We start from the raw sequence: 14655 nt of genomic DNA, 5'->3' as shown, positions 1-14655 counted from the left end.
GCAGCATGTCGCGCAAAAGCAATCGCATCGCCCGCTTTTCGGGTCTGGCGCTGGCCGGCGCCGGCTTGGCCCACTTCACCAGCCCGGGCTTGTTCGAACCGATCACAAAGTCGGCATTCCCCCGCAACACCCGCCAGCACGTCTACGCCAACGGCAGCGTCGAGACGTTACTCGGGCTGACCTTCGCGAGTAAGCAGACCCGCAGCATCGGCGTCGTCGGGATCATCGGATACCTCGCCTACCTCGGCGGTAGCGCGGTCCGGCAGTCGCAGAAGACCTGAAGTAGACAGCTGAAACTGTACAGTCTGAACTGTCTAATGTAGGCTTGTCCGCATGGACGGGATCAGCGAGTCTGCCGCGGCGGCGGCTCGGGACATCCGGGTTGTGTTCAGCAGGCTGCGCCGCCGGCTCAAGGGTGTCGATACCGGCGCTGGCCTGACACCCTCGCAGACCGCGGTTCTCACCCGGTTGTGGAAAGACGGTTCATCGTCGACCAGTGCGCTCGCGGCCGCCGAACAGGTGCGGCCGCAATCGATGGCGGCCATCGTGACCGCGCTCGATCAGCACGGTCTGATCCGGCGCGCTCCAGACCCCGATGACGGTCGGCGACAAGTGATCTCGCTGACCGCTGCTGGACGACGTCGTGCCGAAAGCGACCGCGAGGCCCGTGGAGAATGGCTGGCCCGTGCCATGCAGGAGCGCTATTCGGAGCGCGAACGACGCGTCATCAACGACGCGTTGTCGTTGCTTCAGCGCTTGACCGACTAGCGAAGGAGACAGCGATGGAATTGGGCATACACTTCATCGATTTTCTGCCGGGCAACACGGCCGCTTTGGCGCCGACCCTGCTGTCGACAGCCGCGGCCGCCGAAGACATCGGCGCATCGATATTCACCTTGGCGGACCACTTCTTTCAGATGGAAGCCGTTGGCAAAGCCGAAGATCCGTTCCTGGAGGGCTACACCTCACTCGGGTATCTGGCCGGCCAGACAACCACCATCCAATTGGCGCTGCTGGTCACCGGCGTGACCTATCGGCATCCGGGCCTGCTGGCCAAGACGGTCACCACGCTTGACGTGCTCTCGCAGGGCCGGTCGATGTTCGGCATCGGCGCCGCCTGGTACGAGCGCGAACACCTGGCGCTGGGAGTCCCCTATCCGTCGCTGAGCACCCGATTCGAAATGCTCGAAGAGACACTGCAAATCTGTCGGCAGATGTGGAGCGACAACGACGGGCCCTACCAGGGAGAGCATTATCAGCTGGCCGAGACCATCTGCCAGCCGCAGCCAATTCGTCGGCCTCCCATCCTGATCGGCGGCGGCGGGGAGAAGAAGACGCTCCGGCTCGTCGCGCAGTACGCCGACGTCTGGAATTCGACCGACTCCGAGATCGACGTGCTCGCCCACAAGATCGATGTGCTGACGCGACACTGTGAGAACGTCGGTCGAGACGTCACCGAAATCCGCAAGACGGTCGGATTCTTCGACGATCCCTTCTCGGATGTCGACGGCTACCTCCGCAGAGTCGAGCGGATGGCCGGGCTCGGTGTCGACATGATCAACACCGGCCCGGTTCCGGGTTCGCCTGATCCCGCAGGTTTCGTAAAGCGCTTCGGCGACGAGGTGATGCCGAGACTGGTTGAGGTCGGCTGAGATTCAGCCCCGCGTCACTTTTTGTTGAGTTCGTGGCGGGTCCGGTCCTCACGGACCGGAACGCCGTTGCGACCGGTGATGTCTTGGGCGTACAAGCCTGTCACGTATGCCACGCCACCGCCGTTGATACCCAGTTCGGCACGGTCGATGTGCTCCAACGTATCCGTGCTCTTGTGATAGTTGGGGTCGAACGGCGCGTCCGCGGGGCCACCCCACAGCATGGACTCGTCGGCCGACTTCTTGTTCTCCGCTCCGGAGAACAACCCGCCCGCCGGAATACCGGCGACAGTGAAGCCGTCGTAGTCAGACCTGCCGTCGAACGAGGTGTCCTGCGGCGTCTTTCCGGCCGTGTTCAGGAAGGCGGCGAAAGACCGCTCGATGCCGGCGGAGCCCTCGGGCACCACCGGGTTGCCGCGCTGGTCGGCCGGCAACGACTGGTCGCCGTCGTAGGTGAAGTAGCCCGGGTTCGGTGATGCCAGCATGTCGAAGTTGAGATACAGCGCAATGTCCTTGAGCGCGTTGACATCCAATGACTCGACGTACTTCCGCGATCCGATCAGTCCGAGTTCCTCGGCGCCCCAGAAGCCGAAGCGCACCGCGTTGTGAATACTCGGCGACGGGCCGAGTTGCAGCGCGGTCTCGAGCACCGCTGCCACACCGGATCCGTTGTCGTTGATGCCGGGTCCTTCGGGAACGCTGTCGAGGTGCGCCCCGGCCATCACCACGTCGGTGGCTGAACCGGTCTTGGTTTGGGCGACCACATTGCGTGCGGCAATGGTCTTGGTCTCGGCGGACACCTGCACCGTCGCGGGCCCGGTCATCGTGCGCAGCAACGCGCCGTCGGATTTGGTGACACCGACGACCGGGACCTTCACCTCGTTGGCCTCACCGAGGGTGCCGGCGATGTGCTCCTCGACTACGTTGTCCGCCACGATGATTGCCACAGCGCCCTTTTGCGCAGCGGCACCCGCCTTCTGCGTGAAGGGGCAGGTGCCACGATCCACCAGCACGACGGCGCCGTTGACCGGGAGGCTGTCGTAGTCGGCGGGATTGCAGCCCGGACTGCCGTCGACCGGCACGGCTACCAGCGGGCCGGTCACCCCGACCGGCGGGGTGCCGACGCTGTACTCCAGCGCGCGCACGTCGAACTTCTTGTCGGCGACGGTCGCCGACCCCTTCTCGGCATGGAACACATGCGCTTCGAACTGCATGGTCTGTACGTCAAAACCCTTGTCCCGCAGCTTGCCCACCACGTAGTCGACGCTGGCGTCGTAACCGGGGGTGCCGACCGCACGGGTGTTGTTATTGGCGTTGGCGATGTCCTGCAGCTTCGTCAGGTGGGCCATCATCGCGTCGGTGCTGACCCGTCCGCGCAGCGAAGCGGCAAAGTCCGGAGCCGATATCGGCTTCATCGAGTGAGCGTTGTCGGTGGAGTCGCAACCGGCGAGTGCCAGCATCGTCGTCGTAGCAGCAATGAGCAGCGAAGAGAATTTGGTAGCCATTAGGCCCCAGGTTAGACGCCCGCGCTGAATCGCACCGGCATCTGAGCTCCTGTCAGCTCGCCGCCATCGAGGGACCGTGGCGCCGTAAGTAGGCGTGAATGGTGGTGCCGTCTGACGTGGTGTGAGTGCGCAGCAGGTCGGCGATGGCGTTCACCACGAACAGCCCATAGGGGCCCATGCCGCCCGAACCGGGCGGACGACGCCCCGCCAGCGGATCCGCCCAGTGCCCCATGTCCCGCGCTTCGCATACGACGAACCCGCTGTCGTACCAGAATGCGAGCTGACATGGGCCGCCGGCGTGATTGAGGCTGTTGGTGGCGAGCTCGGTGGCTACCAGAAGAAGGTCGGCGACCCGATCGGCGTCCATCCCGAGCAGCCGGCCATAGCGTTCTGCGCATTTGCGGGCGCCGGCGAGATCCAGCGCATGCTCGACGGTGTGGGTGACCGCGGCCGGGCTGGTGCCCAGCGGCTGGTTGCACTTGTCGAGAGCAGCGTCGACGGCATACTCCGGGCAGTGCCGGCGGGACCCTCCGGACCATATTTCAGGATGGGTGAGCCGGACGTGGTCGAGGACGCTCGCGTCCAAGCAGGAGGCGTCGTACGGGCAAAGGCCGATGATGTCCGAACCCGCGAAAGCGATGTTGGCCAACGCCTCGTGCTGCATGCAGGCGAGGTATTCGGATTCCGTCCGTCCGGCCCACGCCGGTTCGGCGACGATGCGCACCCGCTGATCCGGGTGCCGTTCGACGAAGGAGTACTGCCCGGCCAGGATCCGCCCGGGGTTGCGGCCGAAGTCGACCATGTCGGCCATGGTGATCTCGTCGGCGGCGTCGCCCAGTTCCGCCAGCAGGGACACCATCCGATCACCCGGGACAGCCACCAGAACCGGCTGCTGCTGCCGCAGCCCTTCGGTGATGAAGTCCACCAACGACGCGACGTACTCGTGCTCCGAGTAGTAAAAGAGCGCGGAATGGTCGAAACCCCGTGTGTGCACGTGTTCTTTCAGTGTCATGTCATTGAACAAATTCGCAGGCGACAGTTGCCCACACAATTGCGTCGTTAGATTTACCCGCGCGCCAAGAAATTAATCAGTTCGGGGCGAAGCCAGTTCCACGACCAGATCGGCCACGGCGCGCATGCCAGCGGCATTGGGATGAAATGGCGCCGGCCGCCAAGGCACCGGCCAGCCCGCGGCCGTCGCCCACGGCTCCGTTGACCAGCCATGATGGTCCCGGCTGGCCTGCCCCGCACGCACCACCTCGCATCCGGTGGCACGCGCGGCCGCAGCGGTGGCCTCCTCGAGGCGCGCGGCGACGAACCGGGCCAGGTCCACGTGTTCGGCGGACAGCGGTTCCGCGGCCGCGCCCGGTTCGGGCAGCAATGTGAGGTAGTCGACGAACATCACCCGGGCCCGTGGCGCCCGCCGGCGCACCGCGGTCCCGACAGCCTCCAGGGCTATCCCGATCCCGCCCAGCGCGTGCTCGCGGGCGTCGCGGTCGAGGAGTTCGCGGATGGCGGGCACCCGCCGCGCCAGCCGCGGCAGCGAGGCGGCCAGCAACAGCGGGACGTAGCCCACGTCGTTGCCGCCGATCGTGATGGTGACCAGATCTTCGTTGCCGTTCAGCGCGTCGATCTGCGGCGGGGCGCTGCGTTGCCGCTCGGTGAGCACATTCGCGGTCGTGGCACCGGAGAAAGTGACGTCGACGAGGTCGAGGCTCAGTCGCTCGGCGACCAGGTGCGGGTAGTTGCGCGCCGACCGAGCCGACCCGAACGGTGCGCCCGGGGCGGTGGGCTTGATGCCGGGACCCGCGGCCATCGAGCTGCCGAGCGCCACATACCGACTCATACGTCGGGGCTCGACGCCTGCGCCCAGAATCGCTTGGGGATACGCCCGGCACGCCGGGCCAGGTAGCCGGCGGTGACGGCGGCGGCCATGGCCGCGGCCATCGACGGGGGGTCGGCTGCGCGGGTCACCGCGGTCGCCAGGAGTACTGCTTCGCAACCTAATTCCATCGCCAGCGCAGCGTCGCTGGCGGTGCCGATACCGGCGTCCAGCACGACGGGGACACCGGATTGGGCCACGATCATCTCGATGTTGTGCGGGTTGGCGATGCCCAGGCCGGTCCCGATCGGCGAACCGAGCGGCATCACCGCCACACATCCGACGTCTTCCAATCGCTTCGCCAGCACCGGGTCGTCGTTGGTGTAGGGCAGCACAACAAATCCATCGTCGACCAATTGCTCTGCGGCGCGCACTAATTCGATGGCATCGGGCAGCAGCGTTCGCTCGTCGGCGATCACTTCGAGCTTGACCCATTCGGTGCCGAGCGCCTCGCGGGCGAGTTGCGCGGTCAAAACCGCTTCGGCGGCGCTGCGACAACCCGCGGTGTTGGGCAGCGGTGTGATGCCCAAGCGGCTCAGCAGATCCAGCATGCCGGTGCCACCTTCGGCGTCGACCCGACGCATCGCGACGGTGGTCAACTCGGTGCCGGAGGCGATCAACGCTGCTTCGAGCACGGCGAGATTAGCCGCTCCCCCGGTACCCATGATCAGTCGCGAGGTGAATTCGCGGCCGGCGATGGTGAGCTTTGAATCAACCACCCTGCACCGCCGTCACGACCTCGATGTCAGCGCCGTCGGAAAGTGCTGTGCTCCAACGTGATCGCGGTACCACTGCCTGGTCGACGGCGACTGCGATGCCGCGATCCGGATACCCCAGCGACTGGAGTAGCGAGGCGACGGTCATCTGGTCGTCGACCTCGACCCGCTCGGCATTGACGTTCACCATCATCTCGTGACTCCCACCGGGGTGAGTTCGGAAGCAATCTGTTCGGCCGTCCACGGCGCCAGCAGAAAACCCGACCGGCCGTGGCCCGCCGCGATCAGCGTCCGCGCATCCAGTCGTCCCACCAACGGCAGGTTATCCGGCGTCATCGGGCGCAAACCGGCGGTGCACTCGGCGAACTCGTACTCGCCGAGTGCCGGCAGCACCGCGCACGCGTCGTCGAGCAGATCGCGAACACCGGACACCGTGGGCGCGGTGTCGCGCCCGTGCTCGTACTGGGTGGCGCCCACGACAACCCCGTCGGCACGTGGCACCACATACACCTGACGTCCATGCACACGGGCACGGATCACCCGCTGCGGCAACGGCATACACCCTTTGCGCCAGCGCAGCCTCAGCACCTCACCCTTCACCGGGCGGATCGGCAGACCGGGCCACAACGACGGGGCATCGATGCCGTTGGCGATCACGACCGCGTCGGCCCGCACCGAGCTCAGGTCGCTCACGGGTCCGCCCCACCCCACGCCCAGTTGTTCACAGGCCGCGCTCAACGCGTCGAGCAGAGCTCGGTTGTCGACCGCGAGCTCGGTGGGCGCCCGGAATCCGTGGCGAATGCCCTGCGCCAGCATCGGTTCCACGTCGCGGACCGCGGTCTCCCACACCACCGGGTGTCCCTGCGCGGACAACCAGTCGGCGACCGTGCGCAGGTCGGCGACATCGGCGCGGTCCACGGCGACGGTCAACGACTCGCGCGCGGTGACCACCTCGGCGGGCAGGCCGTCGGTGAATCCGCCCTGCTGCCACAGCCGCAACGATTCGAGCCCCAGGTGCAGCAACCGCTCCTCACCGGGCCAGCCCTCACTGTGCGGTGCCAGCATTCCGGCGGCCGCCCACGACGCACCGGGTTGGCCGGACCGATGCACCCGCACCGACCAGCCGGCTCGCGCCGCACGGCGTGCCACGGACAGCCCGATGACGCCGCCGCCGATGACGGCCAGCGATCCCGCGTCCGATGGCATCTTCGCTCCCTTCGCCGGCATGATCCGGATCAGGTGTGACGGTAAGGGCTGGCGCGCCCACTCTCAGACCCCGGCTTGCGCAATGTGCCGGCTTCTTCTCAGACCTTGTGGCCCGCGTCGTCGCCGCGCCCTGGGACTCCCGTGTCGACTCTCCACGGTAGTCGTTAGCGTCGCGGTGTGCATCAACCTCATGACCCCCCGCCCGCCCGGGGCGAAACGGGCCGCGCCGTCGCCGGGGCACGGCTGGACCGGCTGGCCGGCGCCCGGCTCTACCTGTGCACCGACGCCCGTCGGGACCGCGGTGACCTGGCCGAATTCGCCGACGCTGCGCTGGCAGGCGGGGTCGACATCATCCAGTTGCGGGACAAGGGCTCGGCCGCAGAGCAGCGGCTGGGTCCGCTGGAGGCCCGGGACGAGTTGTCCGCGCTGGAGGTGCTCGCCGACGCCGCGCGTCGACACGGCGCCCTGCTGGCCGTCAACGACCGTGCCGACATCGCCCGCGCCGCCGGGGCGGACGTGCTCCACCTGGGCCAGGACGACCTGCCGCTGGACGTGGCGCGCGACATTCTGGGGGCCGCTCCACTCGTCGGCCGGTCGACCCATGACGAAGAACAGGTCGCCGCGGCTATTGCCGAGGACGTCGACTACTTCTGCGTCGGGCCGTGCTGGCCGACACCGACCAAGCCGGGTCGTCCCGCACCCGGTTTGTCGCTGGTGCGGTCGACGGCCGCACTGGCCAGCGACAAGCCGTGGTTCGCCATCGGCGGCATCGACGCGGACCGGGTGTCGGAGGTGCTGGAGGCCGGCGCACGGCGCATCGTCGTCGTCCGGGCGATCACTGCCGCCGACGATCCGCAGGCGGCGGCGAGACAGCTCAGTTCGGCACTTGCAGCAGTGAACTGATCCGCGAGCTGAGCTGAGACGGCTCCTGGTCGGGATGGCCGGCGGTGCACCAGACGAACACGCCCGCTTCGATTTCGATCGTCCGTGGCAGGGTGCGCCGCAGCTGATCGTCGTGACCCAGGGGCAGGACTTCGGACGCGGTGCGCAGGCGCTGCCAGCTGGCCGCGAATCCGGGGTGCAGCGGCAACTCGTCGACCTCGTCCTCGCCGACCCAACGCATCTCGGCACTCTCGTAATTCGCCACTGTCTGCAGCTGCTCGGGCGCATCGGCGACAACGGTGGTGTACGTCCAGTCGGTGCCGCTCGCTGCGGCGGTGATCACCGTCGCACGCACCGCCACGAATCGGGCGGCCAGGCCGGCCTCTTCGTGAGCTTCGCGGACGGCGGCCTCTTCAGGGCTCTCATGGCTGTCGCGGGCGCCGCCCGGCAAGCCCCACGTTCCACCCTGGTGGCTCCAGGGCGCGCGGTGCTGCAGCAACACCGTGGGCGAGCCGTCCGGTCGCGGCGCTCGTAGCAGCAGACCAGCCGCACCGAAGCGTCCCCAATGCGCGCTACCGATGTCCGATACCACCCACCCGTCACCGTCGCCGCGCACGCGTTCAGGATAAGCACGCCCGCCAGCGACGCGGGCGGCACAGCGGGCCGAGGGCGGGCATGGCAGGTAAGCAACGCACATGAAACGCGCTTCCCAGGTCGCAGACCGGTAACGAGTGGGGAAATCTGAGTAAGCAGGTCCCCGCATCTCAGGAAAACACTCTTAGACTTCACTTAATACAGTTCGTGACGCACACGCCTGAAAGATGAGGTCCGAACAGACGTGACCGTTGAGTTGGCGCACCCGTCGACTGAGCCGCTGGGTTCGCGGTCGCCGATCGAGCCGGCCCACCCCCGGTGGTGGTTCGTGGCGACCACGCCCGGCCGCATCCTGTCGATCGGTCTGGTGCTGGCCATCCTGGGCGGGCTCAGCGCCTTCGCCACCTCGACCACCATCAACCAGCGCCAACACGCGCTGACGACGGTGTTGAGCCACACCGAGCCGCTGGCGTTCGCGGCGGGCCGGCTCTACACCACGCTGTCGGTAGCCGATGCGGCCGCTGCAACTGCCTTCATCGCCCGGGCCGAGCCGCGTACCGTGCGGCAGCGCTACGAGCAGGCGATCACCGACGCCGCGGTCGCGGTGACCAGGGCGTCGAGCGGGCTGACGGACGAGCCACTGGTCCAGCTGCTCGGGCGGGTGAACGCCGAACTGGCGGTCTACACCGGGTTGATCGAAATCGCGAGGACCAACAATCGCGCCGGCAACCCGGTCGGTTCGTCCTACCTTTCCGAGGCCTCGACGCTGATGCAGTCGACGATCCTGCCGGACGCAGCGCGGCTCTACAGCCAGACGTCCGAGCGGGTCGACGCGGAGACGACAGCATCCACCCAGATTCCGGCTCCGGTGATCCTGATCGTGACCTTCACCGTGATCTTCGGTGCATTTGCGCACCGATGGCTGGCCCGTAGCACCAAACGGCGGATCAATCCCGGTCTGGTCGCCGGTGCACTGGCAATTCTCGTTATGGTGGTCTGGGTGGGAACCGCGCTGGCGATATCCACCAGCGGCAGCCGCAGCGCGAAAAACACTGCGGCAGAGTCACTGAAGACGATCACGAATCTGTCCATCAGTGCGCAGCAGGCACGTGCCGACGAGACCTTGTCCCTGATTCGGCGCGGGGACGAAGAGGTCCGCAAACAGTCCTTCTACGAACGCATCGACGCCATGCACAAACAACTCGACGATTACCTCGCCCGTAGTGATGCCGTCGACAAAAACGACCTGCAGGGCGCCGACAAACTGTTGAACCAGTGGCGCCGGGCCGATGACCGGATCAATTCCTATATCTCGGTGGGTAACTACCGGGCGGCGACGCAGGTGGCGCTGGGCAACGGCGAGGACGACTCCACCCCAGCTTTCGACAAACTCGACCGCGCGTTGGTCAAGGCCATGGAGCAGAGTCGCCACGAGTTGCGCGACGACGTCCTCAACGCGCGCGCAGGACTGACCGGCGCGACCGTGGGCGGCATCGTGCTCAGCTTGGGCGCGGCGGTCGCGGTTGCCCTCGGCTTGTGGCCCCGGTTGATGGAGTACCGATGATTGCGCGGCGGCTGAAGATGTGGTGCGCCATCGCGTTGACCGCGACGGTGCTGGCCGGTTGCAGCGAGTCGGGGTCGATGGTGGTGGCGCCCGCGCCGACGCTGCCGCCGCCCACCCCGGCCGGAATGCAGATGTCACCGCCGCAGCCACCGCTGGCGCCGGACACCGCCGCGAACAACTGCAACCCGACCGAGAGTCTGCGCCCGTTCGACAATCCGGCCGACGCCGAGGCCGCCGTGGCCAAGATCCGCGCCCGCGGCAGGCTGATCGTCGGCCTGGATATCGGCAGCAATCTGTTCAGCTTTCGCGATCCGATCACCGGTGAGATCGTCGGCTTCGACGTCGATGTCGCTGGTGAGGTGACACGCGACATCTTCGGCAACCCGGCGCAGGTGGAATACCGGATCCTGTCCTCAGACGAGCGCATCACTGCATTGCAGAAGGGCGAGGTCGACGCCGTCGTCAAGACGATGACGATCACCTGCGAGCGACGCAAGCAGGTCAACTTCTCCACCGTGTATCTCGATGCCTCGCAACGCATCCTGGCTCCCCGCGACTCGCCGATCACCAAGCCGGCCGATCTGTCCGGCAAGCGGGTCTGTGTCGCGAAGGGCACCACGTCGCTGCACCGGATCCGCGAGATCGCGCCGCCGCCGCTCGTCGTCGAGGTGGTGAACTGGGCCGACTGCCTGGTGACGCTGCAGCAGCGCCAGGTCGACGCGGTGAGTACCGACGACTCGATTCTGGCTGGTCTGGTTTCCCAGGACCCCTACCTGCACATCGTCGGACCGAACATGGGCATGCAGCCGTACGGCATCGGGGTCCAGCTGGACAACCCCGGACTGGTGAAATTCATCAACGGCACGCTGGAGCGGATACGCCGCGACGGAACGTGGAACACGTTGTACCGCAAGTGGTTGACGGTCCTGGGTCCCGCACCTGCGCCACCGAGTCCGAGGTACGTCGACTGATGGCCGAGCAGCCGGTGGACCCGGAAGACCAGGACGCGGCCGATACCGGTCCGGCCACCCAGCCTGCCGACTCGATGGCCGATACGTCCTCGCAGAGTCGTCCGATCGCCACGCAGGCGATCTTTCGGCCCGACTTCAACGACGACGACGACGACTTCGCGGTGCATATCGGGGACTTGATGCCGACGACCAAGCCGACGACCCGGGCTCCGGTGCGTCGGCTAGGCGGCGGACTGGTCGAGATACCGCGAGTCCCGGACATCGACCCGCTCGAAGCTTTGATGCCGAATCCGGTTGTGCCGGAATCGAAACGGTTCTGCTGGAACTGCGGGCGACCGGTGGGCCGGTCCGACACCGAAGAGAAGGCGCAGTCGGAAGGCGATTGCCCGTACTGCGGCAGCCCGTATTCCTTTCTACCGCAGCTCAATCCAGGCCAAGTGGTGGCGGGCCAATACGTCATCGAGGGTTGCATCGCCCACGGTGGACTCGGCTGGGTTTACCTGGCACTCGACCGCAACGTCAACGACCGCCCAGTGGTGCTCAAAGGCCTGGTGCATTCCGGCGATGCCGAAGCGCAGGCGATCGCCATGGCGGAGCGGCGATTCCTGGCCGAGGTCGTCCACCCGTCGATCGTGCAGATCTTCAACTTCGTCGAGCACACCGATCAGCATGGCGAACCCGTCGGCTACATCGTCATGGAATACGTTGGTGGACAGTCACTCAAGCGCCGCAAAGGTGACAGGTTGCCCGTTGCCGAAGCGATCGCCTATGTGTTGGAGATCCTTCCGGCGCTGAGCTATCTGCATTCGATCGGCTTGGTCTACAACGACCTCAAGCCGGAGAACATCATGCTCACCGAAGAGCAACTCAAACTGATCGACCTCGGCGCCGTGTCGCGGATCAACTCCTTTGGCTACCTCTACGGCACGCCGGGCTACCAGGCGCCCGAGATCGTGCGCACCGGGCCGACAGTGGCCAGTGACATCTACACCGTCGGACGTACGCTGGCAGCGCTCACGTTGAAGCTGCGGGCGCGCGGTGGCCGTTATGTCGACGGCCTTCCAGAGGACGATCCGGTGCTGGCTGAGTACGACTCGTTCGGCCGATTACTGCGTCGCGCAATCGATCCCGATCCGAGCCGGCGTTTCGCCAGTGCCGAGGAGATGTCGGGGCAGCTGTCCGGTGTACTACGCGAGGTGGTCGCCCAAGACACGGGCGTGCGCCGGCCAAGCCTGTCGACCATCTTCTCGCGCAGTCGTGCGACGTTCGGCGAAGCACTCCTGGTCGCCCACACCGACGTGTATCTGGACGGCCATGTGCACTCAGAGAAGTTGACCGCCAAGGAGATCGTCACCGCGCTGCAGGTGCCGCTGGTCGACCCGGGCGACGTCGCAGCACCGCTGCTCCAGGCGACCGTGCTGTCTCAGCCCGTGCAGACCCTTGATTCGTTGCGCGCATTCCGGCACGGCGCAATGGATTCCGAGGACATCGACCTGTCGGACTCCGTCGAGTTGCCGCTGATGGAAGTTCGAGCATTGCTCGACCTCGGCGACGTCGCCAAGGCGAATCGCAAGTTGGACGATCTGGCCGAACGGGTGGGCTGGCGCTGGCGGTTGGTGTGGTATCGCGCAGTCTCCGAATTGCTTACTGGCGACTACGATTCCGCGAGTAAGCACTTCAGCGAGGTGCTCGACACATTCCCCGGCGAATTAGCGCCGAAGATGGCTTTGGCCGCGACCGCCGAGCTGGCCGGCAGCTCAGACGAGCGCAAGTACTACGAAGAAGTGTGGAAAACCGATGACGGAGTCATCTCGGCGGCCTTCGGTTTGGCCCGGGCCCAGTCGGTCGAAGGCGATCGAGGTGGGGCGGTACGCACCCTCGACGAGGTCCCTGCAACGTCAAGATATTTCACCACCGCGCGGCTGACCAGCGCTGTGACGCTGCTATCCGGCCGATCAGCCACAGACATCACCGAGGATCAAATCCGCGATGCGGCGCGGCGAGTCGAGGCGCTACCGCCGACCGAGCCGCGGGTTCTGCAGATTCGCGCGCTGGTGCTTGGCAGCGCGTTGGACTGGCTGGGAGACCACGAGGCCAGCACCAACCATATTCTCGGCTTCCCATTCACCGAACATGGTCTGCGACTTGGCGTTGAAGCGTCACTACGCGGGCTGGCCCGGGCGGCGCCCACGCAAGCGCATCGCTACAAGCTGATTGACATGGCCAACCGAGTGCGGCCTATGAGCACTTTTTAGTTGTGGTGCGGGCAGCGACGGCGCATGTCGCGCGAGCCGCCCGCGGGACAAGGCGTCATTTGCACAACTTGCCGATTTGGGCGCCCTCAACCTCGAGATCGTGGTGCAACGGATCGATGACGGTGTGGCCATCGCTCATTGCCAGATAATTGATGCCCATTTTTTGCAGCGTATTGGCCACGGTAGTAACGGCTTTTGCGAGATCGGCCGGCGTTGCCGGTTCCGCGGCGAGAGTTTCTCGCAGATATGAACCACCCCCCAGCATTGCCAACCGAACGTTGGCGGCCACCGATAATTGGGCGACCGGGTCGCCGGGCAGCGGGTTGGGAGTCCCTACCCAGACGGACTTATGGACCGGCGCCCACGCGGCGCAGACATTTGCTTTGGCCCGAGAAATTTGTTCACCACTGTAAGACTGCGATGACCCCGGGTGAAGCCACGCGGCGATGGCAACAGCTGCGGCGACAACGGCGATCACCAACGCCGAAATTGCCAGCGTGCGTGGAGAATTCCAGGTGACGCGTTTGCTCGAACTGTCCTCACGGGCAATGTCGGGGGTAGACGTGTGAGTCATCAGGTGACGATATCGCACGAAATCGCAACCCGTCGGAGCTTTGTGAACCTGGCATCGCGAATCCTAAAATAGTTCAAGGGATTCGGGGCGACCGCAGCCGATGAAGTGGTTATCCGGCCACAATCGGTGTGCACCACCATTCGAGACAGATGTCGTCGGGCGCCTAATTCGCGTGCATAGCGATTCGACGACGGCGGAATGGTCGTTAATGCGCCCGAAAGGAGTTGACCAAACGCTGTGTTCGGTCAACCCCCTTCGCTCCTGGCGTATCGGGGCCGGCGGGTCCTGTCTGGCCCGACCGGAACTGAGGTACCGGTCAGAGTCCGAGCAAGCGGCCGGTGGCTCCTGTCGCACCCGTGGCTCCGGTAGCACCCGTGGCTCCAGTCGCTCCGGTAGCACCCGTGGCTCCAGTCGCTCCGGTGGCTCCGGTAGCACCCGTGGCTCCAGTCGCTCCGGTAGCACCCGTGGCTCCAGTCGCTCCGGTAGCACCCGTGGCTCCGGTGGCTCCGGTCGCACCCGTGGCTCCGGTAGCACCCGTGGCTCCAGTCGCTCCGGTGGCTCCGGTAGCACCCGTGGCTCCAGTCGCTCCGGTGGCGCCCGTGGCTCCGGTGGCTCCCGTGGCACCAGTAGCTCCGGTCGCCCCGGTTTCACCGGTGGCACCAGTCGATCCCGTCGCACCGGTCGATCCGGTGTCACCAGTGGCACCCGTGGAACCCGTCGCGCCAGTGGCACCTGTGGATCCCGTGGCACCGGTCGCACCGGTCGCCCCGGTTTCACCGGTGGCACCAGTCGATCCCGTCGCACCGGTCGATCCGGTGTCACCAGTGGCACCCGTGGAACCCGTCGCGCCAGTGGCG

Annotated in this window: 15 protein-coding genes and 1 riboswitch; of the genes, 7 read left to right on the top strand and 8 right to left on the bottom strand. The window is 66.2% G+C overall.

What is annotated here, in order from left to right:
• The first annotated feature begins 5 nt into the window (after positions 1–5).
• The 3 genes from CYU59_RS07450 to CYU59_RS07440 are packed head-to-tail and all read left to right on the top strand — an operon-like array spanning position 6 to position 1652.
• The gene (locus CYU59_RS07450) at positions 6–281 is read left to right on the top strand and encodes a hypothetical protein (protein ID WP_292981110.1); all 276 of its coding nucleotides are present in this window, start codon (positions 6–8) and stop codon (positions 279–281) included.
• A gap of 52 nt (positions 282–333) precedes the next feature.
• A complete protein-coding gene (locus tag CYU59_RS07445) occupies positions 334–768 on the top strand; it encodes a MarR family transcriptional regulator (RefSeq protein WP_292981107.1) in 435 nt (144 codons plus the stop codon).
• A gap of 14 nt (positions 769–782) precedes the next feature.
• Complete coding sequence (locus tag CYU59_RS07440; protein ID WP_292981104.1) at positions 783–1652, top strand: LLM class F420-dependent oxidoreductase; 870 nt, start codon at positions 783–785, stop codon at positions 1650–1652.
• Positions 1653–1666: 14 nt separating this feature from the next.
• Here CYU59_RS07440 and CYU59_RS07435 read toward each other — a convergent pair whose 3' ends face one another.
• From CYU59_RS07435 to thiO, 6 genes are all read right to left on the bottom strand, one after another.
• Positions 1667–3109 carry a M28 family metallopeptidase gene (locus CYU59_RS07435; RefSeq protein WP_363114103.1) on the bottom strand — a complete coding sequence of 481 codons (1443 nt, stop codon included), beginning with the start codon at positions 3107–3109 and terminating at the stop codon, positions 1667–1669.
• Positions 3110–3206: 97 nt separating this feature from the next.
• Positions 3207–4166 carry a sensor histidine kinase gene (locus CYU59_RS07430; protein WP_292981102.1) on the bottom strand — a complete coding sequence of 320 codons (960 nt, stop codon included), beginning with the start codon at positions 4164–4166 and terminating at the stop codon, positions 3207–3209.
• 72 nt (positions 4167–4238) lie between these two features.
• Positions 4239–5000 (bottom strand): SGNH/GDSL hydrolase family protein, encoded by a 762-nt coding sequence (locus tag CYU59_RS07425; RefSeq protein WP_292981099.1) that lies wholly within the window; start codon positions 4998–5000, stop codon positions 4239–4241.
• On the bottom strand, positions 4997–5755 hold the full coding sequence (locus CYU59_RS07420) for a thiazole synthase (protein ID WP_292981096.1): 759 nt from the start codon (positions 5753–5755) through the stop codon (positions 4997–4999). The genes CYU59_RS07425 and CYU59_RS07420 overlap by 4 nt, the downstream gene beginning before the upstream one ends.
• A complete protein-coding gene (thiS, locus tag CYU59_RS07415) occupies positions 5748–5945 on the bottom strand; it encodes a sulfur carrier protein ThiS (protein ID WP_292981093.1) in 198 nt (65 codons plus the stop codon). The genes CYU59_RS07420 and thiS overlap by 8 nt, the downstream gene beginning before the upstream one ends.
• Entirely contained in the window at positions 5942–6958 is a 1017-nt protein-coding gene (thiO, locus tag CYU59_RS07410) for a glycine oxidase ThiO (protein WP_292981090.1), read from the bottom strand. Before thiO ends, thiS begins: the two co-directional genes overlap by 4 nt.
• Positions 6949–7111, bottom strand: a riboswitch (TPP riboswitch). Its footprint overlaps the gene before it by 10 nt.
• Before the next feature lie 90 nt (positions 7112–7201).
• Here thiO and thiE point away from each other — a divergent pair.
• Positions 7202–7861, top strand: a complete 660-nt coding sequence (gene thiE, locus CYU59_RS07405; RefSeq protein WP_292981220.1) for a thiamine phosphate synthase — start codon at positions 7202–7204, stop codon at positions 7859–7861.
• Here the strand turns inward: thiE and CYU59_RS07400 are convergent.
• A complete protein-coding gene (locus tag CYU59_RS07400) occupies positions 7833–8456 on the bottom strand; it encodes an NUDIX hydrolase (protein WP_292981087.1) in 624 nt (207 codons plus the stop codon). The genes thiE and CYU59_RS07400 overlap by 29 nt on opposite strands.
• Before the next feature lie 222 nt (positions 8457–8678).
• Here CYU59_RS07400 and glnX point away from each other — a divergent pair, with 222 nt between their 5' ends.
• Genes glnX through CYU59_RS07385 form a run of 3 tightly spaced genes read left to right on the top strand, consistent with a single transcriptional unit; the run spans position 8679 to position 13224 of the window.
• Complete coding sequence (gene glnX, locus CYU59_RS07395) at positions 8679–9998, top strand: protein kinase G-activating protein GlnX (protein ID WP_292981084.1); 1320 nt, start codon at positions 8679–8681, stop codon at positions 9996–9998.
• Entirely contained in the window at positions 9995–10969 is a 975-nt protein-coding gene (locus CYU59_RS07390; protein WP_292981081.1) for a glutamate ABC transporter substrate-binding protein, read from the top strand. The genes glnX and CYU59_RS07390 overlap by 4 nt, the downstream gene beginning before the upstream one ends.
• The gene (locus CYU59_RS07385) at positions 10969–13224 is read left to right on the top strand and encodes a serine/threonine-protein kinase PknG (RefSeq protein WP_292981078.1); all 2256 of its coding nucleotides are present in this window, start codon (positions 10969–10971) and stop codon (positions 13222–13224) included. Before CYU59_RS07390 ends, CYU59_RS07385 begins: the two co-directional genes overlap by 1 nt.
• A 55-nt stretch (positions 13225–13279) precedes the next feature.
• Here CYU59_RS07385 and CYU59_RS07380 read toward each other — a convergent pair whose 3' ends face one another.
• Complete coding sequence (locus tag CYU59_RS07380) at positions 13280–13798, bottom strand: hypothetical protein (protein WP_292981075.1); 519 nt, start codon at positions 13796–13798, stop codon at positions 13280–13282.
• Positions 13799–14655: the final 857 nt, after the last annotated feature.

Source organism: Mycobacterium sp. (genome assembly GCF_002863225.1).
Classification (GTDB): Bacteria; Actinomycetota; Actinomycetes; order Mycobacteriales; family Mycobacteriaceae; genus Mycobacterium.
The sequence above is the reverse complement of the archived record's forward strand: the minus strand, read 5'-3'. Positions and strand labels throughout refer to the sequence as shown.

Excerpts from the sequence above, each read along its gene's own strand:
- CYU59_RS07390 (WP_292981081.1), top strand. The coding sequence starts at position 9,995 with ATGATTGCGCGGCGGCTGAAGATGTGGTGCGCCATCGCGTTGACCGCG.
- CYU59_RS07430 (WP_292981102.1), bottom strand. The coding sequence starts at position 4,166 with ATGACACTGAAAGAACACGTGCACACACGGGGTTTCGACCATTCCGCG.
- CYU59_RS07385 (WP_292981078.1), top strand. The coding sequence starts at position 10,969 with ATGGCCGAGCAGCCGGTGGACCCGGAAGACCAGGACGCGGCCGATACC.
- CYU59_RS07425 (WP_292981099.1), bottom strand. The coding sequence starts at position 5,000 with ATGAGTCGGTATGTGGCGCTCGGCAGCTCGATGGCCGCGGGTCCCGGC.
- CYU59_RS07445 (WP_292981107.1), top strand. The coding sequence starts at position 334 with ATGGACGGGATCAGCGAGTCTGCCGCGGCGGCGGCTCGGGACATCCGG.
- thiS (WP_292981093.1), bottom strand. The coding sequence starts at position 5,945 with ATGATGGTGAACGTCAATGCCGAGCGGGTCGAGGTCGACGACCAGATG.
- CYU59_RS07435 (WP_363114103.1), bottom strand. The coding sequence starts at position 3,109 with ATGCTGGCACTCGCCGGTTGCGACTCCACCGACAACGCTCACTCGATG.
- thiO (WP_292981090.1), bottom strand. The coding sequence starts at position 6,958 with ATGCCATCGGACGCGGGATCGCTGGCCGTCATCGGCGGCGGCGTCATC.
- CYU59_RS07380 (WP_292981075.1), bottom strand. The coding sequence starts at position 13,798 with ATGACTCACACGTCTACCCCCGACATTGCCCGTGAGGACAGTTCGAGC.
- CYU59_RS07450 (WP_292981110.1), top strand. The coding sequence starts at position 6 with ATGTCGCGCAAAAGCAATCGCATCGCCCGCTTTTCGGGTCTGGCGCTG.
- CYU59_RS07440 (WP_292981104.1), top strand. The coding sequence starts at position 783 with ATGGAATTGGGCATACACTTCATCGATTTTCTGCCGGGCAACACGGCC.